The 25,009-nt window shown below is 33.7% G+C and carries 22 protein-coding genes, 1 tRNA gene and 1 pseudogene; 9 read left to right on the forward strand and 15 right to left on the reverse strand.

Annotation, left to right across the window (positions count from 1 at the left end; all coding sequences use genetic code 11):
• Positions 1 to 19: 19 nt before the first annotated feature.
• Both OH806_RS09555 and OH806_RS09560 read left to right on the forward strand, forming a co-directional pair.
• Positions 20 to 871, forward strand: coding sequence for a transketolase (locus OH806_RS09555; protein WP_264743445.1), 852 nt, complete (start codon positions 20 to 22; stop codon positions 869 to 871).
• A gap of 100 nt (positions 872 to 971) precedes the next feature.
• The gene (locus OH806_RS09560; protein WP_264743446.1) at positions 972 to 1,916 is read left to right on the forward strand and encodes a transketolase family protein; all 945 of its coding nucleotides are present in this window, start codon (positions 972 to 974) and stop codon (positions 1,914 to 1,916) included.
• A gap of 70 nt (positions 1,917 to 1,986) precedes the next feature.
• On the opposite strand, the gene OH806_RS09565 is transcribed toward OH806_RS09560, so the two are convergent.
• The 3 genes from OH806_RS09565 to OH806_RS09575 all read right to left on the reverse strand — a co-directional run bounded on the left by OH806_RS09565 (position 1,987) and on the right by OH806_RS09575 (position 7,833).
• Positions 1,987 to 2,364 (reverse strand): hypothetical protein, encoded by a 378-nt coding sequence (locus OH806_RS09565; RefSeq protein WP_264743447.1) that lies wholly within the window; start codon positions 2,362 to 2,364, stop codon positions 1,987 to 1,989.
• Between the two features lie 68 nt (positions 2,365 to 2,432).
• Positions 2,433 to 2,903: an Lrp/AsnC family transcriptional regulator gene (locus tag OH806_RS09570; protein WP_065400659.1), complete on the reverse strand. Its 471-nt coding sequence runs from the start codon at positions 2,901 to 2,903 to the stop codon at positions 2,433 to 2,435.
• 133 nt (positions 2,904 to 3,036) lie between these two features.
• Complete coding sequence (locus tag OH806_RS09575; protein WP_264743448.1) at positions 3,037 to 7,833, reverse strand: translocation/assembly module TamB domain-containing protein; 4,797 nt, start codon at positions 7,831 to 7,833, stop codon at positions 3,037 to 3,039.
• 4 nt (positions 7,834 to 7,837) lie between these two features.
• On the opposite strand from OH806_RS09575, the gene tsaD reads away from it, so the two are divergent.
• The 4 genes from tsaD (at position 7,838) to OH806_RS09595 (ending at position 12,249) form a co-directional block, all read left to right on the forward strand.
• Positions 7,838 to 8,854: a tRNA (adenosine(37)-N6)-threonylcarbamoyltransferase complex transferase subunit TsaD gene (tsaD, locus tag OH806_RS09580; protein WP_264743449.1), complete on the forward strand. Its 1,017-nt coding sequence runs from the start codon at positions 7,838 to 7,840 to the stop codon at positions 8,852 to 8,854.
• Positions 8,855 to 8,934: 80 nt separating this feature from the next.
• Positions 8,935 to 9,630, forward strand: coding sequence for an RsmE family RNA methyltransferase (locus tag OH806_RS09585; RefSeq protein WP_264743450.1), 696 nt, complete (start codon positions 8,935 to 8,937; stop codon positions 9,628 to 9,630).
• A 61-nt stretch (positions 9,631 to 9,691) separates the two neighbouring features.
• Entirely contained in the window at positions 9,692 to 11,731 is a 2,040-nt protein-coding gene (locus tag OH806_RS09590) for an IgGFc-binding protein (RefSeq protein WP_264743451.1), read from the forward strand.
• Between the two features lie 59 nt (positions 11,732 to 11,790).
• The gene (locus tag OH806_RS09595) at positions 11,791 to 12,249 is read left to right on the forward strand and encodes a hypothetical protein (protein ID WP_264743452.1); all 459 of its coding nucleotides are present in this window, start codon (positions 11,791 to 11,793) and stop codon (positions 12,247 to 12,249) included.
• Positions 12,250 to 12,309: 60 nt separating this feature from the next.
• On the opposite strand, the gene OH806_RS09600 is transcribed toward OH806_RS09595, so the two are convergent.
• Positions 12,310 to 12,987, reverse strand: coding sequence for a TrmH family RNA methyltransferase (locus OH806_RS09600; RefSeq protein ID WP_264743453.1), 678 nt, complete (start codon positions 12,985 to 12,987; stop codon positions 12,310 to 12,312).
• 80 nt (positions 12,988 to 13,067) lie between these two features.
• On the opposite strand from OH806_RS09600, the gene OH806_RS09605 reads away from it, so the two are divergent.
• The 3 genes from OH806_RS09605 to OH806_RS09615 all read left to right on the forward strand — a co-directional run bounded on the left by OH806_RS09605 (position 13,068) and on the right by OH806_RS09615 (position 14,884).
• Positions 13,068 to 14,084, forward strand: a complete 1,017-nt coding sequence (locus OH806_RS09605; protein WP_264743454.1) for an asparaginase — start codon at positions 13,068 to 13,070, stop codon at positions 14,082 to 14,084.
• Between the two features lie 54 nt (positions 14,085 to 14,138).
• A tRNA-Ser gene (locus OH806_RS09610) sits at positions 14,139 to 14,225 on the forward strand.
• 221 nt (positions 14,226 to 14,446) lie between these two features.
• Positions 14,447 to 14,884: a hypothetical protein gene (locus OH806_RS09615; protein ID WP_264743455.1), complete on the forward strand. Its 438-nt coding sequence runs from the start codon at positions 14,447 to 14,449 to the stop codon at positions 14,882 to 14,884.
• A gap of 53 nt (positions 14,885 to 14,937) precedes the next feature.
• Here OH806_RS09615 and OH806_RS09620 read toward each other — a convergent pair.
• The 11 genes and pseudogenes from OH806_RS09620 to OH806_RS09670 all read right to left on the reverse strand — a co-directional run.
• Positions 14,938 to 15,252, reverse strand: a pseudogene (locus OH806_RS09620) (phage baseplate assembly protein V); the annotation flags it as partial.
• 44 nt (positions 15,253 to 15,296) lie between these two features.
• The gene (locus OH806_RS09625) at positions 15,297 to 15,776 is read right to left on the reverse strand and encodes a hypothetical protein (RefSeq protein ID WP_264743456.1); all 480 of its coding nucleotides are present in this window, start codon (positions 15,774 to 15,776) and stop codon (positions 15,297 to 15,299) included.
• 6 nt (positions 15,777 to 15,782) lie between these two features.
• Complete coding sequence (locus tag OH806_RS09630) at positions 15,783 to 16,559, reverse strand: leucine-rich repeat domain-containing protein (RefSeq protein WP_264743457.1); 777 nt, start codon at positions 16,557 to 16,559, stop codon at positions 15,783 to 15,785.
• Positions 16,549 to 17,316 carry a leucine-rich repeat domain-containing protein gene (locus tag OH806_RS09635; protein WP_264743458.1) on the reverse strand — a complete coding sequence of 256 codons (768 nt, stop codon included), beginning with the start codon at positions 17,314 to 17,316 and terminating at the stop codon, positions 16,549 to 16,551. The genes OH806_RS09630 and OH806_RS09635 overlap by 11 nt, the downstream gene beginning before the upstream one ends.
• A complete protein-coding gene (locus tag OH806_RS09640; protein WP_264743459.1) occupies positions 17,313 to 18,899 on the reverse strand; it encodes a hypothetical protein in 1,587 nt (528 codons plus the stop codon). The genes OH806_RS09635 and OH806_RS09640 overlap by 4 nt, the downstream gene beginning before the upstream one ends.
• A gap of 2 nt (positions 18,900 to 18,901) precedes the next feature.
• A complete protein-coding gene (locus OH806_RS09645) occupies positions 18,902 to 19,456 on the reverse strand; it encodes a hypothetical protein (RefSeq protein ID WP_406567614.1) in 555 nt (184 codons plus the stop codon).
• An 83-nt stretch (positions 19,457 to 19,539) separates the two neighbouring features.
• A complete protein-coding gene (locus tag OH806_RS09650) occupies positions 19,540 to 20,010 on the reverse strand; it encodes a hypothetical protein (protein WP_264743461.1) in 471 nt (156 codons plus the stop codon).
• A 63-nt stretch (positions 20,011 to 20,073) separates the two neighbouring features.
• Positions 20,074 to 20,535, reverse strand: coding sequence for a hypothetical protein (locus tag OH806_RS09655; RefSeq protein WP_264743462.1), 462 nt, complete (start codon positions 20,533 to 20,535; stop codon positions 20,074 to 20,076).
• 71 nt (positions 20,536 to 20,606) lie between these two features.
• On the reverse strand, positions 20,607 to 21,614 hold the full coding sequence (locus OH806_RS09660; RefSeq protein WP_264743463.1) for a DUF2931 family protein: 1,008 nt from the start codon (positions 21,612 to 21,614) through the stop codon (positions 20,607 to 20,609).
• A gap of 79 nt (positions 21,615 to 21,693) precedes the next feature.
• Complete coding sequence (locus OH806_RS09665) at positions 21,694 to 23,295, reverse strand: phospholipase effector Tle1 domain-containing protein (protein ID WP_264743464.1); 1,602 nt, start codon at positions 23,293 to 23,295, stop codon at positions 21,694 to 21,696.
• A gap of 2 nt (positions 23,296 to 23,297) precedes the next feature.
• Positions 23,298 to 25,009 (reverse strand): type VI secretion system Vgr family protein (locus OH806_RS09670; RefSeq protein ID WP_264743465.1); only part of this gene is annotated, 1,712 nt, incomplete at its 5' end.

Here is a 25,009-nt window from a genome sequence, read left to right on the forward strand (position 1 = left end):
TGCAAATAAATCTTATATAATGAGTAAAAGTATCGAAGAGTTAAAATCTCTTACTACACAAATCAGAAGAGACATTTTAAGAATGGTTCACGCTGTAAATTCTGGGCATCCAGGTGGAAGTTTAGGTTGTACAGAATTCTTCACAGCCCTTTACGGGAAAGTAATGAATTACAATCTTCCGTTTACTATGGTAGGTAAAAATGAAGACCATTTCTATCTTTCAAACGGACACATTTCTCCGGTATTCTATTCTACTTTGGCTAGATTCGATTTTTTCCCAGTAGATGAATTAAGCACTTTCAGAAAATTAAATTCTAGATTGCAAGGTCACCCTACTACTCACGAAGGTCTTCCAGGTGTTAGAATTGCTTCAGGCTCTTTAGGACAAGGGCTTTCTGTAGCTTTGGGAGTTGCTCAAGGTAAAAAATTAGACGGAGATAGCTCTTTAGTTTACTCTCTACATGGAGATGGTGAATTGCAAGAAGGACAGGTTTGGGAAGCGTTTATGTATGCTGCAGCAAAAAAAGTAGATAATATTATTTCTACAATTGATTATAACGGACAACAAATTGACGGAAGCACAGAAAATGTACTTTCTTTAGGAAATCTTCATGCAAAACTAGAAGCCTTCGGATGGACAGTTTTAGAAGAGAAAAACGGTAATGATCTTGAAGCTGTAATTGCTATTCTTGAAAAAGCAAAAACTGAAACAGGAAAAGGAAAACCTGTAGCTATCATCCTTCATACAGAAATGGGAGCTGGGGTAGACTTCATGATGGGAACTCACGCTTGGCATGGAAAAGCGCCTAATAACGAGCAGTTGGAAACAGCTTTCAAACAATTATATTTAGAAGCTCCGGCTGATTATTAATTATAAAACAAATAATTAATAACAGGTAATCTTTAATTAATAATTAGAAAAAATGAAACCATAAGGTTACATGATTCTATCACAAAATTTAGAAATTCTCATGAAATATACATATACAGAAAAAAAGGATACTCGTTCAGGATTCGGAGCCGGATTAGCTGAATTAGCTGATAAAAATCCGAATGTAGTTGCACTTTGTGCAGACCTTATCGGTTCTTTGAAAATGGAAAAATTCATTGAAAAAGCTCCGGAAAGATTCTTCCAGGTTGGTATTGCTGAAGCTAACATGATTGGTCTTGCTGCAGGTCTTAGTACTACAGGAAAAATTCCTTTCACTGGAACTTTTGCCAATTTCTCTACTTCAAGAGTGTATGACCAAATTCGTCAGTCTGTTGCTTATTCTGGTAAAAATGTAAAAATCTGTGCTTCTCACGCAGGGCTTACTTTAGGAGAAGACGGTGCAACTCACCAAGTTTTGGAAGACATCGGTATGATGAAAATGCTTCCAGGAATGACGGTAATCAATCCTTGTGACTACAACCAAACAAAAGCTGCTACAATTGCAATTGCTGACCACGAAGGCCCTGTATATTTAAGATTTGGCAGACCAACTGTACCTGTATTCATTCCTGAAGATATGCCTTTCGAAATCGGAAAAGGAATTTTACTTCAAGAAGGAACAGATGTAACAATCGTTGCAACAGGTCACCTAGTTTGGGAATCTTTGGTTGCAGCTGATGAGCTTGAAAAAGAAGGCATCTCTTGTGAGGTAATCAACATTCATACAATTAAACCTTTAGACGAAGAAATTATCTTAAAATCAGTTGAAAAAACAGGTAAAATTGTTACAGCTGAAGAACATAATTATTTAGGCGGTTTAGGAGAATCTGTTGCAGGAATGCTTGCCAGAAAAAGACCTACAAAACAAGAGTTTGTAGCTGTAAATGACACTTTCGGAGAATCTGCTACACCAGCTGAATTGATGAAAAAATACAAAATCGATGCTGCTGCCGTAAAAGAAGCTGTGAAAAGAATTTTAGCCTAATTAATAAGTCAATTTCATAAAAAAAGTCCTCAAGATTGAGGACTTTTTTTATATATTTTATATCTGATTTTTATTTAAAAAACTTCCATTTTGGGATAATTGCCAGCATACCAAACCCTGTGAAAAGGAAAAGATTGGTAACATCCGTATACAAAAATGTTGAAAGATAATAGTTATGCATAAAGAAATGCAAAACCAAAAGAGCAGGAAAAGCAAAAATGCCTATTTTTCGATAAAAAAACATAAGAATTAGACTTATCATCATCAAAATATCAATCGTGAAAATAACATAGAAATACCATCTTGGAATATTCAAATATTCATTTTGGCTATATTCATCCCAGTCTATCCCAAACCCCATTATTGTAAACAACATCAAAAGGGCAAATGCACCTATAAATCCCCATCCTTTTTTAGGATTTTCATCAAAATAACTGTATTCTTCCATAACTACAAAAATAAAGAACTTATGAGAGATTTCATAAGTTCTTTTATATAAATTGTTTAAAATTTGAATTAGATAGAGATAGCGTTAATTAATCTATTTTTATCGCTTAAGAATTCTTCCATAGAAATCATACTCTCCGTTCTCATTACATCCTGAATATCATCAATTTGATAGATAATTCTCTTTGCATCATCAGTATTCTTTGCTCTTACTTTACAGAAGATATTATATTTCCCGGAAATAACACTAGCTTCAATTACATTAGGGATAGTAGATAACTCTTTCAATACTTCCTGCGTACGATTTGATTTCGTTAAAAGTATTCCGATGAACGCTGTAAAGTGATAGTCTAATTTACCATAATCAATATTAAGAGATGATCCCAAAATAATACCCGCATCTTCCATTTTCTTCACTCTTACGTGAATTGTTCCAGCAGAAACATCCATCTGCTTCGCAATTTCAGTAAAAGGCATTCTTGTGTTTTCTACTAAGAAATCAAGAATCTTCTTGTCTATTTCGTCCAGTTGATAGTTCATATTAGTTAAATTATAATTTTCTTAAAAAAACAATATATTTTTTGCAAATTTAAAAAAAATAATTTAACTAAAAAAATTATATCAAATATTAACAATAATTAACATGGTGATATAAATCATTAAAATATTCTAATTATTTACTATCTGATTTTGTAGAATCTGTTTTTATTTCAGAATTTGCAACTACTGTTTTTTTATCTTTTTTCTTCTTTTTGAACAAAGAATTAAAACTTTTCGTCCACACAACACCCCCTCCATAAGCCTGATTGGCAGACCCGTTAGTACCAGCTCCTGCAAGTCCCATGCCAATGTTACTTGGTTTAGAATATCCTCTCAAAATTAATCCTCCATCATTTTTCTTAGACAAATCATATTCTATTGAACCTTCTCCGGAAAGATAGTTTGATTCCGTAGCCTCAGTCTTATTCAAAGGTATCCCTAATCCTGTTTTTACTTTTATTCTCGGAGAAAGTGCAAAACTCACCCCGGCATTAGCTCTGTCTCCTGTATTCGAATATTGATCTCCCTTCACATAATTTAGGTCAATCTGGAATTCGTTACTCATTGTATTCAGAACAGAGCCTAATTGTTTTAAAAGCAAATTATACCCTGAAGATTCTGCAACCCCTGCAACATCAACATCTACTCCACCTGTATTAGAAACATTAAAGCTACTTAAAAGCAATACTGAACCAAATTGGAGAACCTTCTCTCCTTCCTGACTCATTTTGGCCGCTAAAGTTTCTTTTACCTGACTAGAAACATCCATTGCAGTAAGATTCAAATCCACATCTGGATCTGTAAGGGTCTGCGTAATATTTGCCTGCAACAATATACTGATAGGCTGTATATTACCCATATTAAGATACTGACCGGCATTTGAAACCATTCTTACATAATTTGCCTTAATATCAAGGGCTGGTTTCATAGCATCACCATCCCATCTGATACTACTCCCGTTCTGAATCTGGAATGTTTTGTTAAGAATAGCTTTAGAAACAAAAGTTCCGTTATCTACTTTATAAGTTCCGTTCATGGCAATATTTCCTTGCCTGTTCATCTGGAACCTTAAATTATTAGCCAAACCTTTCACTGTAATATTACCTACATCATCACCGACAAGTACATTCACTGTAGTACCTTTATCAACATCAAGATTGAAGTCAATATTCATATTTGCTCCAGTCTTTTTCTTTTCCTCTAAAGTGATTAACCCGTCTTTTCCTTCTTTCAAGAACCTCAGCATCTTAAATTCTTCAACATTTGAGGTAGAGCCGGAATTGAAAGTGAACGTACTTCCGTTAAGAGCCTTCATATTCGGAGTTGATATACTTAATCCGGAAACCGGTCCGTCGACATACAGGTCACCTTGCCCATAAACCCTTCCCCAAAATAAATCAAAATCTTTCTGAGCTGTATTCAACATTAATAAATTATCTGCTCTCATCACCAGGTTGACCCCCATCGATGAAAGTGTCTCAAACTGAATCGCCCCAGAAATATTACCTTTCGAGTTGGTTCTCCCATCATGAACTTCAATATTGTTGAGGATTGCCAAACCTTTTGATAATGGAATAACTGTATCATCAAACGAATAATCTACGCCTGTAAACAAAAGTTTCAGACCAAATCCTTTCAAGGCAATATCTCCACTATAATCTATATCGTTTAGCTTCCCTGCAATTTTAAGATCACCAGTCGCTTTTCCTCTGAAATTACCAAATACTGCTTGAACAAATTGTTGAACGAAAGCCAAATCAAAATCTCGCATTTCAGCAGTCAAGTCAATTACAGGTGTAGGTGTATTGTTATTCACCGTTCCTGTTACATGAAGATTATTATTTCCTATTATTCCTGCTGAAGCAACTTTTATATCGATATCGTAAACATTTAATGAAAAACTGTTTGTTGCAGAAACCGTAACATCACCCATGTCATTTCCGTTCATGGTAATATTATCTATGGTTAAGTCCACCAAAGGCTGAAGCGTATTTTTGTCCATCTTGATTTTAACAGAACCATTTGCCAAACCTTTAACATTCATCGCATTTCCTTCGGACTGCATTTCTAAAAGCTTATCGATAGCAAAATCCTTAATATCAGCATCTACATAAAAATCTTTAGCATTTTTAAATATTCCTTCATTAATTAGCAAAGCACTATCGTCTGAATAGACCCGCAAATTACGAACTTCAAAATCACTGGTTTTCTTTCTATAAGTAATAGAGTGAGCCAACTCAGGACTTGTATCAATAGCCCAAACTATATTATTGAATTTAACTTCGGTCGGTTCAAACCGGAATACATAATCACCTCCTGCATTTGTCGTTTGATTTAAATTGACTGCATATTCTTTAAGATTTTCATTCAATTCATCTTCCTTATTTCCATGCTTGAATTTTGTAGCCAAATGAAGTATGCTGTTATTTTCATTCCTTCCACCAAGTGTAATATCTTTGAATACGTTATTATCATACAAAACTCTTCCGATTCTGGCATATAATTGCTCATCGAGATTAGCTGTATTTATTCTCACCAAAAGACTGTCGACCATTGCACTGTCTTTGGTAATTTTATCTCTATTATCAAGTTTATAATCAGAATTTGCAGATGCCAAAATTTTATCAGCTTCAGTAATCTCTTCTTTCTTGGTCATTACATATTTTAAAGATGCTGCATCAAGGTTTAAAATTAAATTATTAGAATCTCCATCATACTCCCCTTCTACTTTTGCACCCTGAGGAAGTTTCAAATCAGGTAAAAAATAACTTACCAAACCTTGCTGAACGTCAAAGTCCATCTTAAAACTCTGACCTCTGTACAGTTTTCTAGGTGGTGGACCAACCAAAATTTTACCCAACCCGTTCTCAACCATTCCTGCTAAATCAGCAAGATTGTATTTTCCAGAAATCTTTCCATTTACAGCACCCGGAGCATCTACATCTATAACACGCCCTCCTCCTTCTATAAAGGTTTTAAGTTTAGCATTTGGTATAATATATTTTTGAGTAGGCGTCGCAAAATTAACATCATTTGCTTCTACATCTAATGTCAAATCATTAATAGAAGACATAGACATCTTACCATTCACCTTTCCACTTACAATTTGATTTCCAGGTTGATTGGTAAAATAATTCATATTTAAATGATTCACATCAGCATCTACATTCATTGAAATTCTTGGGGTACTAAAATCAATCAATCCTTTTATGGTAGCTTTTGCCTGTTCATCATTAACAGTAATAAGTCCGTTGTATTTTCTATGATCCAGTAAACCATCCAAATAAAGATTATTTATCTCTTTATTCATGATTTCGACACTTGCAATCTGAGATTTAGTCGTAATACGCATCGTATTAACATCAAAACTCTGCCCATTTACATCAAACTTACCCGAAATCAATCCCACCGATTTATTTTTCGTAATCACCGAGGTATTCAAATCCTTCACCTCAGCAATTCCGGAATACTTTGGCATTGAAGAACTGTAATCAGTAAGCGAAAAATTGGTGATTTTTGCCTGCCCAATCCCTGTCATCAAATTACCATTTGCAACATAAACCTGATTAGGATTAACCTTTGCAGTTCCATTATATTTCAGTTTTCCAAAATCATCAGCAAAATTCTTCATTTTAGTTGCGATAAATGAAGGCATCATTGCTTTTAGATCTTTATATGTAAAATCTGCAGATAGATCGTTGGTTTCAATTAAAAAATTACCCTTCAACAAATTATTAACTTTCATTGTTTTTGTGGCAATATTTACATCAGGATTTCGAATAAGGAAATTTTCAAGAGAAAACTTATTCAACGGACCTGTCATTTTCCCAGAAACATTAAATGGTTTAAAATTATCCCAATTCGTCACAAAATAACTTATATCATAACCGCTTAACTGGCTTCCTTGCTGAAGATTCATATCCCAGCTTACTTTATCTGCAAAATCAGACCAAGAACCTTTATGAAGATTAAATTTAATATCTCCTTGTAAGAGTGTGTGATCTGTATTTAATGTTAAATCCTTAAGCGAAAGAAAATCTTGATTCAATGATAATTCAGTAGAAAAAGTATCTACAAAGTGAGATTTTCCCCATCTTTTTGTCGTAAAAGAAAGGTTATTAATTAATGCTGAAACATTTGCTCCATTAACTTTTACATTAGGAGCCTTAAGGTTAAAATTGGTTGCAGTCAACCATTTACCGGCTTCTCCTGACGAATTTTGATTAACAATAGAAACTTTAGAATCAATAATTTGCACTCTTGAGTTTAACTGAAAAGGAGGTTTTTTCGGGTCTCTTTTCTTTCCATCATCAAATAATTGAGTAAAACGGATGAAATTTGAAATGCTATCTCCTTTATATGTAATGACTTTTACCTCGGCATTTTTTAGTGTTAAAGAATTAAAGCTTAAAGAATTGTGTTTTCCAATATTGGTTGCTAAAGAAAACCAATCCGAATTTGCTGTAAACTCTTTTGCCTGAATAAAATCCAGACCTTTATAATCTTTGATTTTCAGGCCTTTGATTTTCACATTTCCAAAAAAATTAACCTCAACACTTTCGGTCGACATCTGTGCTTTAAAATCTTTATTTACAATTTGCAAAGCCTGATCAGCAGCCCATTGTTTCGTTACAGGAAGATTAATAACGATAAAAATAGCCGCAATAAGACCAAAACCCAACCAAAAAAGAATTAACAGAAGTTTTGCCCACCAAGAGTAGCTTGTAACATCTTTCACAGCCTGTTTACCAAATTCTTCAGCCGTTTCTACAGGATGATTAATAGCATCCGAAGCCAGTTCAGACGCTTCTTTAACCGTTTCCTTTACAGCATCTTCTACATTTTCAACAGTCTTTTGTACCTGATCACCTAAGTTTTCAGCTACTGATTTTTTATTCTCATTCTCGTTATTATTCTCTAACTTTGCCATTATTATGAGCGACTCTATAATTTTAGGTATTGAATCGTCTTGCGACGACACATCAGCAGCTATCATCAAGGGAAATTCTATTCTTTCAAACATCGCCGCAAATCAGGCAATCCATAAAGAATATGGTGGTGTTGTTCCTGAACTAGCTTCGCGAGCGCACCAGCAAAATATCATCCCCGTTGTTGAAAAATCTCTAACCAAAGCAAATATACAACAAAATGCAATTGCTGCTATAGGATTTACACGTGGCCCCGGACTTTTAGGTTCACTTCTCGTGGGAACCTCTTTTGCCAAATCATTAGCAATGAGTTTAGACGTCCCTTTAATTGAAGTAAACCACCTTCAGGCACACATTTTAGCCCATTTCATTGAAGATGCAAATCCTATGCCGCCAAAATTTCCATTTCTATGTCTTACAGTAAGCGGCGGTCACACCATGATTGTACTGGTAAAAGATTATTTCGATATGGAAATCATCGGAAAAACGATTGATGATGCAGCAGGAGAAGCATTTGATAAAATTGGAAAAATTTTTGATTTAGATTATCCTGCAGGTCCTATTATTGACAGACTCGCTAAAGAGGGAAATCCTGATGCTTTTAAATTCAATAAACCGAAATTAGACAATTACGATTATTCTTTTAGCGGAATTAAAACTTCGGTGTTATATTTCACTCAAAAAGAGGTAAAAAAAGACCCTGATTTTATTAAAAATAACATAAATGACTTGTGTGCTTCCGTTCAAAAATCAATCATTGAAATTTTAATGAATAAACTTGAAAAAGCAACAAATGACTTAAACATAAAAGAAGTTGCCATTGCAGGTGGAGTTTCTGCTAATTCAGCATTGAGAAAGGCAATGCAGGATAATCAGGAAAAATTTGGATGGAATATTTATATCCCAAAATTTGAATATACAACCGACAATGCCGCAATGATTGCAATGGTTGCCCAACTTAAATTTGAAAGAGGAGAATTTACAGATTTAAGAACTACTGCAACAGCCAAATATGACTTGTAGAGTTTAACTAGGCAACCTACCAATACATTAAAGAATCAAAAAATACTGGATTACTCACATTTTACGACTTTATACAAAATATGAAACTTTTTTACGGAGAAATTGAAGGAAATAAAGTAATTATAAATAGCGAAGAACAGCAGCACATTGTAAAAGTTCTTCGTATGAAAGACGGTGAGGAAATCTATGTCACAGATGGAAAAGGAAATCTCGCTTCAGGAAAACTTGTAATAGAAGGCAAAAAAGCCAACATTCAAGTTTCTGAAATAAAAGCAAACTATCCTGAATTCAATCCCAAACTTCATATCGCAATTGCTCCAACAAAAAATATTGATCGTATAGAATTTTTCGTTGAGAAAGCTGTTGAAATGGGAATTTCAGAAATAACTATTTTACAAACTGAGAAAACGGAGCGTAAAAACATTAATATTGACAAACTGAGGAAGCAATCTATTGCTGCATCGAAGCAAAGTTTAAGATTTCATTTTCCAACGATAAACGACTCTACAAAACTTCAGGATTTTTTAAAGAACATAGACCCCGAAACTACTTTTGTAGCACATTGTCACGAAAAACTGGAAAGATTAGAACTAAAAAAACTCCCAGAACTTAGAGAAATCACCTTCTTAATAGGCCCTGAAGGAGATTTTTCAGAAAAAGAAATATCCTATTTATCCAACAATAAAATAAGAGCAATTTCTCTTGGAAACCAAAGACTTAGGACAGAAACAGCAGGAATATTTGTAGCAGCCTGGAACTACCACAATTTTAAATAACTATTCATAATTAAATATATTAACTAATTTTTTAATATTTTAGCTAATAAATCTTTTAATCATGAATAAACCATTATTATTTTTATTTTTTCTCACATTTAAATTATTTTTTTCACAACTAGACAATACACATTATTTACAACCTATTATTTTTGGCATATACAATGCAAATACAATTACTGAGGAATATATCTACTTATCAACTCCTACCATTACCAATATTACCGTAAATGTAAGAATGGCAGACGGAGTAACAATACCGAGACTTTCCGTTTATAACATTAATGCAGCAACCAGCACTATAGTTACAAACGGAACAGTTACATTCTCTAATACCACCCCTGTAAGATTATCAATAGTTAATGCATCTAATACTGTATTAACACCCGGCACCTCACCTATTACTATCGCAACTACAAGAGCTGGAACTATAATTCCGGCAAACATTGGAGGATTAATATTTCAGTCTACTGATGAGTTTTTTGTCAATTACAGAGGACAGAGTGACTCACAGGCAGGTTCAGCCCTTACAAAAGGAAAAATAGCTCTCGGAAAAACTTTTTTCTGGGGAGGAACTCCCACAGAACTGACAACAACCGTTACCGAAGTGGGAAATATGGTATCTATTATGGCAACAGAAAATAATACTGTAGTTACAATTTCTAATATTAAAGCAGGAACAGAATTTATTAATGGTACTAACTCGACACCAATCACCGGAACATCTTTAACAAGAACTTTACAAAAAGGACAATCATTCGTTCTTTATGCAAAAGTAAAATCTGGAGTACTAAGTATGCAAGACAAAGGCTGGCTAGGTGCTAAAATTACATCTGATAAAAATATTGCAGTTACCGTAGGAGGATTAATGCAGCAAGGAGACATAGACACAGGAACAACTACTCCCAATCGTGACTTTGCTGTTGACCAGCTCGTTCCCGTAGAGCAACTAGGTAATGAATATGTTGTAATGCAAGGAAATGGAGGAGCCTATGAAAAAGTAATTGTAATAGCCACAGAAGCCAATACAACAGTAAGCCTGAACGGTAATACAGGAGTTAATTACACACTAGCGAGTGCCGGAAACTATGCCACTATACCTGCAACATTCTTTACCAATAAAAACATGTACATTAAAACCAATAAATCTGTATATGTTTTTCATAAAATATATGGCGCAGCAGCTTTAAATACAAATAGTTTTATGTTTATTCCTCCATTGTCATGTTTTGGACAGTCATCTGTAAACATGATTCCTGATGCCAAACAAATAGGAGACACCGTTTATGGCAATACTGAACTTGCTGTTCTTGCGGCTGCCGGAGCTGCAAACGAACCGGTAGTTACGTTAAATGGTAGTGTTGTAGTATCTCCCATTACAGGTGGTTCAAATATCGCTGTGCCAGGAAATCCAAACTGGAGAAGCTACAGATATAATATAGCAGCAGCAACAGGAAGGAACCTTAGAATTTCCTCTGCAGGAACAATACAGGCTGAATTAATAGGAGCAAGTGGTGCTGCAGGATTTGGAGGATATTACTCAGGGTTCGGAACGGCACCAATCGTTACAATAGACGTAGGAAGTAGCCCTACAACCACAAGACCTTGTACAGGAACTACAGGAACCTCATCATTAGCATTATCAACAACACCAGGACTAGGAGCTTATCAATGGTACAAAAACGGAGCTGCTATATCTGGAGCTACTAATAGCACCTATACCATTCCTTTAACAGATGCTACTCCTGCTGAATATAATGTAATAGTAACACCTCCCGGAGGATGCTTAATTTACTCGAATGTAGTAAAATCATACGCTTGCCCATGTTACAAACCTGGAGCAACAGGAACTCCTGAAATTACTAAAATTGGCATCTCAACAAGAGCTGAAAAGAGTGCAGCCAATTGGCCAGCTGATGTAAATAATGCTTTTCTCGCTCTAGAATCTAACGATAAAGGGCTTGTAATTACAAGAATTCCTGATCCAGAAACATCAATTACAGAACCTGTAGACGGGATGATTGTATTTGATACGGATGAAGTATGCTTAAAAATATATGACGGAACCCAGTGGACTCGTATTAACCAAACATGCAATTAATTATGAAAACAATTATATCTATCACTCTATTTTTTTTATCAATAACTACAAACGCTCAAGTGGGCTTTGATACAGCCACTATCGAAGGAAGTGGTTTAGTTGATTTCCCAGCCGGTACAACCAAAGGAATCATATTACCACAAGTAAATGATGTTACTACCATGACTGAAACTTCTCAGGGGACATTTGTTTTTGATGGCTCAACCGCCAAGGTAAAATATTACGATGGTGTGGACTGGATAGAGCTAACCGGAAAAACTGGAGCAGTAAATACATTACTCCCAGGAGCTGAGAAGGATCAATCTATCGGGGTTATTATTGGCGGGGCAGAATCTGATGCAAAAAAAGGTGTATTAGTCTTAGAGTCTGCTGACAAAGCTATGATTTTACCTAAAGTCATAAATCCTGTAGTTAATGTAAAATCTCCTACTGCAGGAATGATGTGCTACGACCCTGAAAAAAAATTAGTTTGTTTTTATGATGGTGTTGAATGGGCCTTTTGGGGAAATATCGATTAATCTAACTCTTTCAAATAAATTGAGCGTAGAAACACTCTACGCTCTTTTTTTTTACTTTATTTAAAACAAATGTTTTAGTTTATTATCTCTTAGGTATTTTTCAAAAATCTGCTGTCCGCTTCTCATAGAGTTTACTGCCCAACGGATTTTCATCCGCAATAGCTTTTCCTCACTTAATTTATAATCAATATTCGATTTTAGTAGCTTTTGCTTTAGTTCATACATACAAATTCCTGCCGCCACAGAAACATTAAAACTTTTCGTAAAACCATACATAGGAATTGCCAATGTTTCATCTGCAAAATCAATTACTTCCTCAGAAACACCTTTAAGTTCAGTTCCGAAAACTAGGGCAATCGGCTCCGTAATTTGATAATCAGGAAGCATAACCGCATTTTTCTCTAATGAAACGGCTAAAATTTTATATCCTCTGTCTTTAATATTCTGTAATGAAGCAATATTTTGAGGCATTTTTTCTACCTCAACCCACGTTTCAGCACCTTTAGTCACGGTAAGATTCGGATTAAAAACATTCTCCTCCTCCATCGCAACAACTTTATGAAAACCGCATGCCTCAACCGACCTGATAATAGCTGCCGCATTTCTAAATTGATATACATCATCCATCACAGGAAGTACAAAATCTGAGCTTTCCTGAGAAAAATGTTCAATTTTCGTTAATCTTTCTTCTGTTAAAAACTGTTTTAAATACTCAAAAGTTTGCGCTAAATCTTTCATCTATTTTCAAATCTTTGCAAATTAACGTAATTTTGAGGAATGAACCTGATAAAGGCTCGAAAATCTAATAAAAGTACTACATGAAACGAAAAGTTCTGTTGATATATACCGGTGGAACCATTGGTATGGAAAAGGATTATGAAACCGGAAGCCTTCGTGCATTTGATTTTGGAAATATTTTTGAAAAAATGCCCGAAATGAAGTTGATGGAATGCGAAGTATACGTTCATCCTTTTGCCAAACCTCTCGACTCTTCTGATATGGGACCAAAAGAATGGAAAGTCATTGCTCATTATATTCACAAGAATTATGAAAAATATGACGGATTCTTGGTTCTCCACGGCACAGACACTATGTCTTATACTGCTTCTGCATTAAGTTTCATGTTAAAAGGATTGAAAAAACCAGTTATTTTAACAGGTTCTCAGCTTCCGATTGGGGATTTAAGAACAGATGCAAAAGAAAACCTTTTAACGAGTATATATTACGCAAGTTTATATGAAAATGATGAAGCAGTCATACAGGAGGTTGCCATTTATTTTGAATACAAATTACTAAGAGGAAACAGAACCTTAAAATATTCAGCTGAGTACTTTGATGCATATGCCAGTCCCAACTACCCTATTCTTGGACAATCTGGTGTACATTTGAATATTATTAAGGATAATCTTCACCGTTGCAATTCTGAGATAGAATTTCATGTAGACGACCATATTTGTGAAGATATTTTGTTTTGGAGAATTTTTCCAGGAATGAGCTTGAATCATTTCAAGGAAATTCCGAAAATGAAAGTCCTTATCCTTCAGGTTTTTGGTTCAGGAACTATTTTCAGCAGTGAGAAAACACTGGAAACACTTCAACAGATTAGAAATAATGGTACTGAAATAGTAGTTGTAAGTCAGTGTATTTCAGGTGGAATTACATTTGGAAAATACGAAAACTCTAATATTTTCTCAAAAATTGGTGCAATAAGCGGAAAAGACATTACAGCAGAAAGTGCCATTACAAAATCTATGCATCTCATTGATAACCCAAATTACCAAGGAAATTTTGCTGATAATTTCACTAAAAGTCTTTGTGGTGAAATTTCCGAGTAATCGAACAAATAATTTGCAGATTCAATAAAATAACATATTTTTGCAATCTCAAAAAGAAAGGTGTCCGAGTGGTTGAAGGAGCTACCCTGGAAAGGTAGTATACGGGTAACTGTATCGAGGGTTCGAATCCCTTCCTTTCTGCAAATCAAAGTCTTAAGTTTTTAAACTTAAGACTTTTTTAGATTTATCTTTTAAACACAAATTTGATGAACCCCCTCAACACGTTAAAAAAATTTTTTAATACTTTTCTCTTTTTTAATTGTCTGAATCTTTTTTTATTTGGGAAAGAATATTCGAGATATTTTAACAGATACCATTACTCTCGTGACCATTCTCCGACTATCATTTATATATTGATTATATTGTCTATTTTATCAGCATTATATTTTTTATATAGATATATTTCGAAAACCACAGCTTATAAAACCAGAGAGTTTAATAATGATATTCGGATTGATAATTTGCTTGATAATGGAATTAAAATAGAAATTAATTTATTAAATTCAATAACCCAAATCTGGCAAAAAGAAGTTAATGATGACAACGACCTCCAAAGTGCTATCAATGTTTTTATTCCTTTTTATTGGATTAAGAGAAACTTATTTTATCAATCTAAAAAATTCGAAACTTGTGTAAGATTAGCGTATGAAGTAAATGATCAGCATTTTTACAAGGAAATAATACTCCCTCATTCTATAGAAACTGTCACTACTTATTTCCAAATGCAAAAATATACATCTCTTTATTATGACAAAGATTTCCCTGAAAATTGTATTGTAGATTTACAGTTTATCAATTAACAATTTCTTTGAATTTCCCTCTTTGTGAAAGATTAAACCTTAAATTTTTGCATTATATTCCTTCCTGCGGTAATGGTGACATTTTCCCCTGCCGTGAACGTTATATTCTTCGGCGCGTTCTCATTAATGTTTCCTGCTCCATCCATCAGATAAGTGTTTCCGCTTGGGTCTTCGATGAAAACTGAGCCTTCTGCATCGTTCAGAATAATCTTCGTTCCGCTTCTTGTGTGGATGACTTTTTTATCATTTCCTGAAGTGTGGTAGGAACTTGTTTCGCTACCGTTATAATGTGTTCCCATTACAAAGGGTTTCTCGGCATTTTGAGATTCAAATCCGACTAAAACTTCTTCCCCGATTTCTGGAATGAAATTAATAAGAGATTAATACTTTAATAATATTAACTTTATAATAGTTATCTAATCAACATTATTTTATCCTTTACTTGTTTTCTCACTATGAAAAAAAAGAAAAAGTAAAATATAAGACTAAAGGCAATAAATAGTATAGAATAATCTAAGTCTTCGTCTTTTATGCTTTGAGATATTTTTTTGATATTCAAAAAAGAAAAGGCAATAAAAATAAGAGATATTAAATATAATACTATTGAAAATACTGGGCTATTGGTAAATACAAATAGAGAAATTACATATATCGCAAAAGCAATAATAGAGTTTGAATTATATTTTTTGTACTCATCTAGAGCATTATCAAATTTATTATTCTCTAAATTTCCAGAAAGTTGAAGTATTTCTTGTTTAATTCCTCTCTCCTCTAAAATTTTAATTGCTGATTCGCGTAACTCAACCGGATAGCCATATTGTTTGTAGTTCTTAACAACATCTATTAATAAGTTGGTTTGCATATTTTTTAGTTTGTCAATTCTATTGTCCATGGCTTATTATTCATCATAATGAAAACTAATATTTTTTTCATTACAAATAGCTTTTACTTCTTTGTAATTTTTTAACTTTAATCTTCTAGCATCAATGGTTTCCAATTTAGGAGCATTTAATATTTCAAGAGGAAATTCTGTCAGCTGAGTTCCTGAAACGTTGAGCCAGTCTAAATTTTGTAGATTGCCTAAGCAACTTGGAAGCTCTTTTATTTTTGTATTTTCTAACACCAAAGTTTCCAATTTTTGTAATTTACAGAAATCAATATGCAAATTACTTATCAAAGTATTATCTAATCTTATACTTTCTAAATTTACAAAATGACTTATTTTATTATCAATAGAGATAATTGGATTATTTCTTAAATCAAGATAAGTTAAACTTGTAAGGTCATAAAAAGAATTTGGTAGCATTGAAACCATATTATTTTTAATATCAAATTGCACTAAGTTCGATAACTTTCCAATGGTTAAAGGAATTTTATTTATTTTTTTATTTTTCTCATTTACAACAAGAAAAATTCTTACCTTATTAAATTCTCCTATCCAATTTGGTATATAATTTACCTCATTCATTGCTATTGTTCTAAGATTTTTAAGACGCAGATAAGTTAAAGAATCTCTTTTATCCCATAAAGAATCTAAAACCATAGTTTTAGTATCTTCAATAGGAAATTGTCTTAAAAATTTTTCTTTTTCATCAAAAGGAGAATTGTTATATTTCTGACAGGAATATAATAATGGAAACAATAACACCAACCAAAGAAATTTATTATTCATCATATGAAAATCTTATATTTTTCATCTCACAGATAGCTTTTACTTCTTGATAGTTTTTTAATTTCAAACCTTTTGCATCTATTAAATCTAATTTTTGAGCATTAAGTATCTCAATGGGAAAACTGCCAATTTGTGTTAAAGATATATCCAATGTAGTCAAATCATTAAGATACATCATACAGCTCGGTAAAGCATGAATATTTGTATTTTTTATACTCAAAATTTTTAATTTATCTAGATTACAAACAGTAGCAGGGATTTCTTTTATTTTTGTACTATCTAATGATAAAACTTCCAATTTCTTTAAATTTCCAATTTTGTTGTCAATAAATTTTATAGGGTTATTACTTAAATTTAAATATTTTAAGTTTGTAAGTTTGTAAAAAGAACTTGGTAATTTCGTTACATTATTATTTTGTATTTCAAATTGAATAAGATTAGATAGTCTTCCAATATCACTAGGTACTGACTTTATTTTCTTATTTTCATTTATAACTTGAAAAATTTCTAATTTTTTAAATTCACTAATCCAATTGGGAATATGCGTAGTCTCATTCATTGCAATGATTTCTAAATTTTTCAGTTTCAAATACGTTAGAGAGTCTCTTCTATCCCAAAGTGAGTCCAATACAATTGTTTTTGATTTTTCTACTGGATATTGACGCAATTTTTTTTCTTTCTCATCAAAAGGAGAGTTGTTATATTTTTGACATGAATATAATAATGGTATTAGAACTAAAAGTTTAAATAAGTTTCTCATATTTTTAAATCTTGTATATAAATTGCGTAAATATAATGGAAAACTGTTGGTCTGCTATAATCATCCAAACCTTCGACTGAACGTATTAATATAGATGCTTCTTTTTTTCCTTCACTTTCGTTAATAAGATAAGATTCAAAATCTGCTGAACTTCTGTCGTATTCTTTATACTCTTTACACAATATTTCCCTTAATAATTCCTCTGATATTTCAACTAATTTAAAGCCTAAAATATATTTTTGATTAATACCAGAATTGACAACTTTTCTTAAACTAATTATACCTGATTTAATAGCTGTTTGCAATTCCTTATTCCAATTATCAATAATAAACTCATCATCTTCCTGCTTCATTCTATTAACAATATCCGTCACAAACGGTGGGGTAAAAGGCAAGGGAGGTCTTTCTCCATTGGCAGCTGCTACCAAAATATCGGCAACATCACAGATAGTATCCCAAAGTGGGTTGAGCTCTCCAACGGTTTTAAAAACTTTTGCCACACCTCTGTTTGCCTGAGCTTCCAGTTGGTTAATTCCTTTGCTGGTTATTCCTTTTTTAAACTTCCCACGGTTTACTCCCATCAATACTTGTTCATTATACCGTCCGTCTATATCAGAAACAGTATATCTATGCAAACGACTCGTAGTGCCTTTTGTGCCGTCATTGAAAACAAGCTCACCCTTGCTGAGTTTACGAACAGCTATGTCATACGAACGCTGGCTCCATTTATTTATTTCTTCAGGCTCAAAAGAATCTCCTCCTCCTTCAGCAAAGAAATTTTTTATCATTTCTATGTCTCCTACAATACCATCAGCTTCTTCTGCAATTTGTTCTAGAGGAGCTTTGGGACTCTGAATGTTTACATACCACGGATTACCGTCATCTGCAGAATAAATGGCAGGTAGTTTATGCTCTTTGGAAGCTTCTACAAAAACTATAGGCTCTACGAGAGGTGGAGGATTTAGTTTAAGATAATCCGACTCCATTTCCGGAAAATGCAATACTTCAATATATCCATCGGGGTTAATATAGGAACATCTGAAATACAGCTCCAGATTGGCATCCGATTCCTGAGCCATCAACTTTATAAGGCTTTCACCTTCCAAATTCAGTTTTATCACTATTTTGTTGGAAGAGTCAATCTCCCAATATTCTTTAGAATAGACATCCCCTTTTTCGTTATGCGCTTTTATAGAAATATCATTATATCCTTTAAAGTTACCCGTTTTTGCCCCAAGAATATAATAGAGTAGGGAAAATTCTTCAAAATCCCTTAATTCCATTTTTACCTTTCGTTTTTCATCATTTTTGGGGATGTTTTGCATCTGTAGATGAAATTTTACTTTGTCTCCGATGCTAGCTTCCTTAATAGGATTATCTTTTTCATCTGTCCACCAACCTTTTACAAAGTATTTTCCGGCAGGTGGCGGGTCTTTCGGTTCTCCAATATTTGTACCTCCATCAGCTGTAAAATGGCTTCCTTTTCCTGCATAAGCTGTAAAGTTATCTGTGTAAACTGTCCAAGTTTCACATTCTATGCTGTTAGTACCTCCAACAATTCGGGTAATTTTTCCTCCTGCCATTATTAATGTAATTTTGAATTTTCACCACTATTATTATCAAAACTTCCTTTTGTATGGACTTCATTCTTGTTCTCAGATACAATCTTTTTCTCTTTAGATTGGTCTGTTACTTCTTTCGCTTTAGCTTTTCTTTCACCCTGAGCAATTTCCGTAATATTCGCAGTCATCAAAGAATAATCTAAAATAGCATTCTGCATCATCATTGCTCCTGCAAAACTGTTGTGATTAACTCCCGCTGTTTCCGAGATGTTCATTCCTGCATTAGAAGTGATATTCATTCCTGCGGTAATAGTGACATTTTCCCCAGCCGTAAACGTCATATTCTTCGGTGCATTTACATTAATATTTCCTGCCCCATCCATCAGATAAGTATTTCCGCTCGGGTCTTCGATGAAAACTGAACCTTCCGCATCATTTAAAATAATCTTCGTGCCGCTTCTCGTATGGATGACTTTCTTATCGTTTCCGCTGGTGTGATAAGAGCTTGTTTCTGCTCCGTTGTAATGCGTTCCCATGACGAAAGGTTTCTCGGCGTTTTGGGATTCAAATCCTACCAAAACTTCTTCGCCGATTTCAGGAATGAAATGTTGTATGAAAAGTATTGCTTTGTTGTCTTAAAAAAGTAACAACTCCACAAAATTTATAGTGGTTTTATTTCTACAGTTTTCATAGGATAAGTTTCCCTATATTTTTCATCTTCTTCTTTCTTTATTATATACGGCGTTCTTAAGCATTTTGTTTTGAGAGATTCGGCATTATAAAACTTAAGGTTTTTTACGGGTTTTTCAATGGATTTTATTTTATCAAATTTATAAATGGTAGTCAAGTCTTCATGTAATTCTTTTTTACCGTTATATTGATTCTGCATTTTATCATAAGAATAATCATTCAAATTTATTTTATCAGAATAAACGACATGATAATTTGAGTTTAGGTATAAATAATCTTCTTCAAAAGTAGAATCTACTTTTTCAATGTCTTCAATAATTTTTTTAAGCTCATCTATATCTTCATTTTCATTTTGTTTTAGAACAAATTCATTAACAACTAAAACTCCATTTTCTATTTTTAATTGTCCATTTAAAAAAGATACGTCTTCATCTTTCTTCATATACATAAGGACAAATTCATCATAATTTTTAAGTGTGGGAAAATAAGCGAATACTTCATGCGTTTAAAAAAATATGGAAGTTGGAATTTCTGAAAGAGGCAAAAAATATTGATTTGAAGTACAATAATCATTTTCTTCAGGACTTATATCATATAACGATATTTGGTCGTTATTATGTGAAGGTTTTCCAAGAGATAGTTTATTTCTAAATAAGTTGTTTTCGAATATTATTTGTTTTTCTCCTAATGTTTTTCTTCCAAACAATAGAAGCTCAGAATTTGGGTGATCTGATTTAAATTCTACTTCATTGTTGATAATTTCAATAGTACCTTTTACTGCTGTTCCATACCCAACAACCAAGAATTTGTTTTGATCATAAATATAAACTCCTGCACTATTTTCTTTAAAATAATAATACCCTTCTAAATTAGGTATTAATTGCCCAAAGCACATGATATAGTAAAATAATCCGAAGATGGATAATGTACTTTTCGATGATATTATTTTTATAAATCTGTTATCCATTCTGTATATTTTTAACTTATATTTCCACCTGTTACTTTTTCCACTCTTAGCTCATAATTCATGCATAATATTTATCTATAACTTTCCTTATAATCGCCAGACCATTGATAAATACGTATACTATCAGTTTCTAAAGGTTTTCCGTTTAATAAAATTTCTATAGAATTATTATCTTCGGCAATCTTTACCTGCATATCTATCTTACTTCCTGCTTTTTTAAATGCTTCATTGGTTTTCTGCCAATTGAAAAATGCTCGTGCATTGAGTTGCTCATGTTTTTCTTTTCCTGTTTCCCAAGTAAAAACCATCTCCCTGGGGATTGCTCTTTCTTTATAAGGCATGTTTAATACCCAAGGTCTTAACGCTCCTTCTTTTTCTCCGTTATAGGTGTAATTAAGCACTTCAAACAATCTAAATTTGGGATTAGACGAGCTTACCACAGGGCGCCAAGTGTAACGTTGTCTGTAATCATCCCATTCTTTTGGACTTGCATCAGGAATAAAATATTGCTTTTGAGATTCAATATATCTTTCAGGACTTATGCGGTACGTTCTCATATATTTCTCCTCTGCTTTTGATATCTCAACAGCATCTGTAAGTGGAATTGCTTGATACCTATCCAACTCGATTCGGGTATTTCCAAAATTTAGCCATACAACCACCATACCTTTAGGAGCAAAACCAAAGACCAAAGTCGTAAAACTATCATACGCTTTTCCTCCTCCCGATTCGTAACCCCTTCCCAGTCTTTTATACTCTTGAGTTTCGTCATCCAAATCATCTTTTCTTGAATATGCCCGTTCCATATAATCTTTTATCTTCTCCAAAGGAAAATCTACATTCAACCGGTAAAACTTATTTTCGTAATCAGCATAATAAGTAATATCTGCTCCTATTGGGGTTCCGTATTGTTCTGTCCAACCCTTACCAGAATCTCCCCATCGTCCAGAAGAATGACCATAAGGTAAACCTGCATGAGTTCCCTCAAGAGTTTTGATATTGTCAAAAACCGGAGCTATTTCATATTTATTTTCAGGGTGTGAAATTTCTACCTGAAAAGCCAATTTTTCATCTTTCATTTGTTGACATTGTGTTAAATTAAAGCACAGGATAAATAATAATATAGATTTTAGATTATTAGTGACTTTATATATAATATTATCCATATTGTATATTTCTTTTGCGTTCCTTTCCATTAGCTACTTTTCCTACTCTAGGTCCGTATCCTATTTTGGTAACATTAGCAGACCAATGAAGATATTTGTTTCTTAATTCTTTGAGGTCATTGATATCTATAAAATCTTCATAATGTATAGATTTTATTTTTGAAAGATAATCTCCCGAAGAATTGGTCTTATTATATTCTTCCACATAAGTATTGCGTAGAGAATTACAAGCATTCATATAATTTTTTAACTGATTGTAGATTGAATCTAAAAACATATCAGAAATTTTATGCTCCCCCACTCGCTTTTGTTCATATTTTACACCAAATTGTTCCTGCTGTGAATAATAAATCATTGTATTAAGTGATATTCTATCATAAATATTAAATAACACTCTTTCACCTTTCAAAATATATCTGGCATCTACTCCTTCTCTGTGAGGAGAAAGTCTTTGAATATATATTTGCGTAGGGTCGTACCAGCCTTCATCTATCAATATTTTACGATATTTTTCACATTGTATAGAACTCCCTTCTTCCTGATACAAATCTACAATTTCTTTACTACCATTTACATAGCATCCCCCAATATCAGAGTGTACCCCTGGTAATGTAAATTCTAATCCCTTTACACTGGCACTATTGATATTCGTTAAATCAAAATTATCTCTAAACTCATCATCGGAGGCTATTTGTAGTACAAAATATGCTTTTTTAACGGCGTTTAATCCAAGCTGTTTTGTATCGCCATCAATAGGCCCTTTTCCTCTATGATTAAGCCCATACGATGCCACAGTGTCATACAGCCCAACAAAATTGAAAGTTATCTTTTGGGGAATAACATCCCAATATCTTAAACATGCTCCAAAGTAGCCATAATTATCTGTAATTGGATGTCGTTCTTTCAGTTTTACAGCGTCTTTTAAAGAATTTTCATTTTTGGGAGAAAGAGCATATATACCCGAGCTGTTTTCTATTACTTTTGCCGAAGAATTGGCAATATGTAAAAAGTGTCTTGCAGCAGTTGCTCCTCTGCTAAAACCAAACACATTTACTTTAAGGTGAATGTCTTTCTGTGCATATTTTGCAAGTTTTTCAGCTCCTTTTCTACAGCCTTTTATAACCTTCGCCATTACTCCTCGAGAACCTGTTCCAAAAAGAATACTTTCATGAGGAACGTTTCCCCATAAATACATTTCACCTTCGCCATCTTCTGTACCAATTCCCTCTATATATTCAGCAACTTGATTTTCAGCATTTGGGTCTACTGCATCATATCCTCGTGCGACATTAGAATAATCATTAGTGTAACTATCATCCTCGTGATTAGACTTTTCGTAGTCTTTGCCTAATTCGGTATTGGTTTTATTATTTTGTGTACCGTCAAAAAAAAGGTTCAAACTTACGTCTAGTAGATTAGTAGGTTTATCTTCAGTATTTATTTTTTCTGCATTCCCGTATTTCACACCTGTATCATTGCCCTTTTGCTCTACAGAAATTACAGTATTATGAACAATATTCTCTTTAGAATACGCAAGATAATCTCCCTTTATCTGGCTTTTTATTTTACCTTCTACAAAATACTGGATACTCATTTTTAATGATTTTTAGATTTCTCACCACTATTATTTTGTACCTCTTTTTCGGCATGATGCTCAATTTTGCTCTCACTACTTATTTCCATACCTTTTATAGCCACCGCTTTATGTTCCTTTTCAGCATACGTTTCCATATCTCCTTTTACATAATGAGTAAGTTTACCTAAAACATTCGTAATAAAATCAGTTCCGACATTCAGCATACTCATCATTCCTATCCCAACTGTTTTATTCACTCCAACGGTTTCGGTAGAATTCATTCCTACATTGGTATTCATATTTTTTCCAGCTGTAATATTAATGTCTTCCCCCGCCGTAAAAGTCATATTCTTCGGTGCATTTACATTAATATTTCCTGCTCCATCCATCAGATAAGTATTTCCACTCGGGTCTTCGATGAAAACCGAACCTTCCGCATCGTTCAAGATAATCTTCGTGCCGCTTCTTGTGTGGATGACTTTCTTGTCATTTCCGCTGGTGTGGTAAGAACTCGTTTCTGCTCCGTTGTAATGCGTTCCCATTACAAAAGGTTTCTCGGCGTTTTGGGATTCAAAACCTACCAAAACCTCTTCCCCGATTTCTGGAATAAAATGAAATCCTTTTCCGCTTCCTGAATGTGGCTGAATCAATCGCAACCAAGGAGATTTCTCACCTTTCTTTTCCTGCCATGGAAATTGTACCCTTATGCGTCCCATTCCCATCGGGTCGTTATTATCGACTACTCTGGCAGGTTGCTCCTCTCCAAAAGGAATGGCTTCATCGGTCTGATAAGGAGCATTGAATAAATCCGGAATTCCTACAAATTCGTTGTAATATGTGTTGCCATCGTGATAATGTTTGATTTCAATAATACGGTAGGTTTCCATAGCTTTACCGTTGATATCAATCAGTTTTGCTCGCCCTCCTATTTTTAGTTCAGGGTCTTTGCTTTTTCCTCGTACCAAAACCAGATTTTCTCTGTTTTCTTTTTCTCTTCTTATCGATTCTTTCAGTTCTTTATCTGTTCCCTCAGAAATTCCGGTATGATTGAAATGCATTTCGGGCGTTTTCTTGTATACGTTTTTCGATGCATTGATGGCAATTGCCTGATAAGGGTTTTCCTTGAACTGAACCTGCGCCGATGAGGACTGATTATCTACCTTGCTTCCGCCTTGGGCATCATATACAGAATAATTAAACTCCTGAGGTTTGATGTTCATTTCAAACTCAACCTCTATCAAATCTATATTTTCTTCCAAGGTTACAATCGGCTGTACTTTGTTTCCGAAAACCAATTGCTGTCCGTTATAATAGAAATACTCTCCGTATCTCTTTGCCAGTCTTTTGATAAAATGGTAATCCGATTCTTTGTACTGAACCGTGTACGGAAGGGTATATTTGGTATTAGGATTTTCTACCAAAACTTTGGCTTCTTCTGGATATTCCGAAACGGCTTCTTTTATGATTTGTTCTAAGGTTTTATTCTCAAAACTTTGGCAGTCTTTTCCGTTTTCAAGCAAAATACTTGGTGCATAACCTGTGATGAAAAGTTTTCCGTATCCGTTTTCCTTTTTGTTGCGGATATTGGCGATTACTCCGGTAAACAGTTGTTTTACACTCCCAAAACGGTGTAGATTGATGGTAAGATTTTTACCCAAAACCGTCTTAGAATTTTCCATCACATATCCTTCAAAACTATCCAATGCATCATCCGGAACTATTATCGTAAAGC

This window comes from Chryseobacterium oryctis (assembly GCF_025971925.1).
GTDB lineage: Bacteria > Bacteroidota > Bacteroidia > Flavobacteriales > Weeksellaceae > Chryseobacterium > Chryseobacterium oryctis.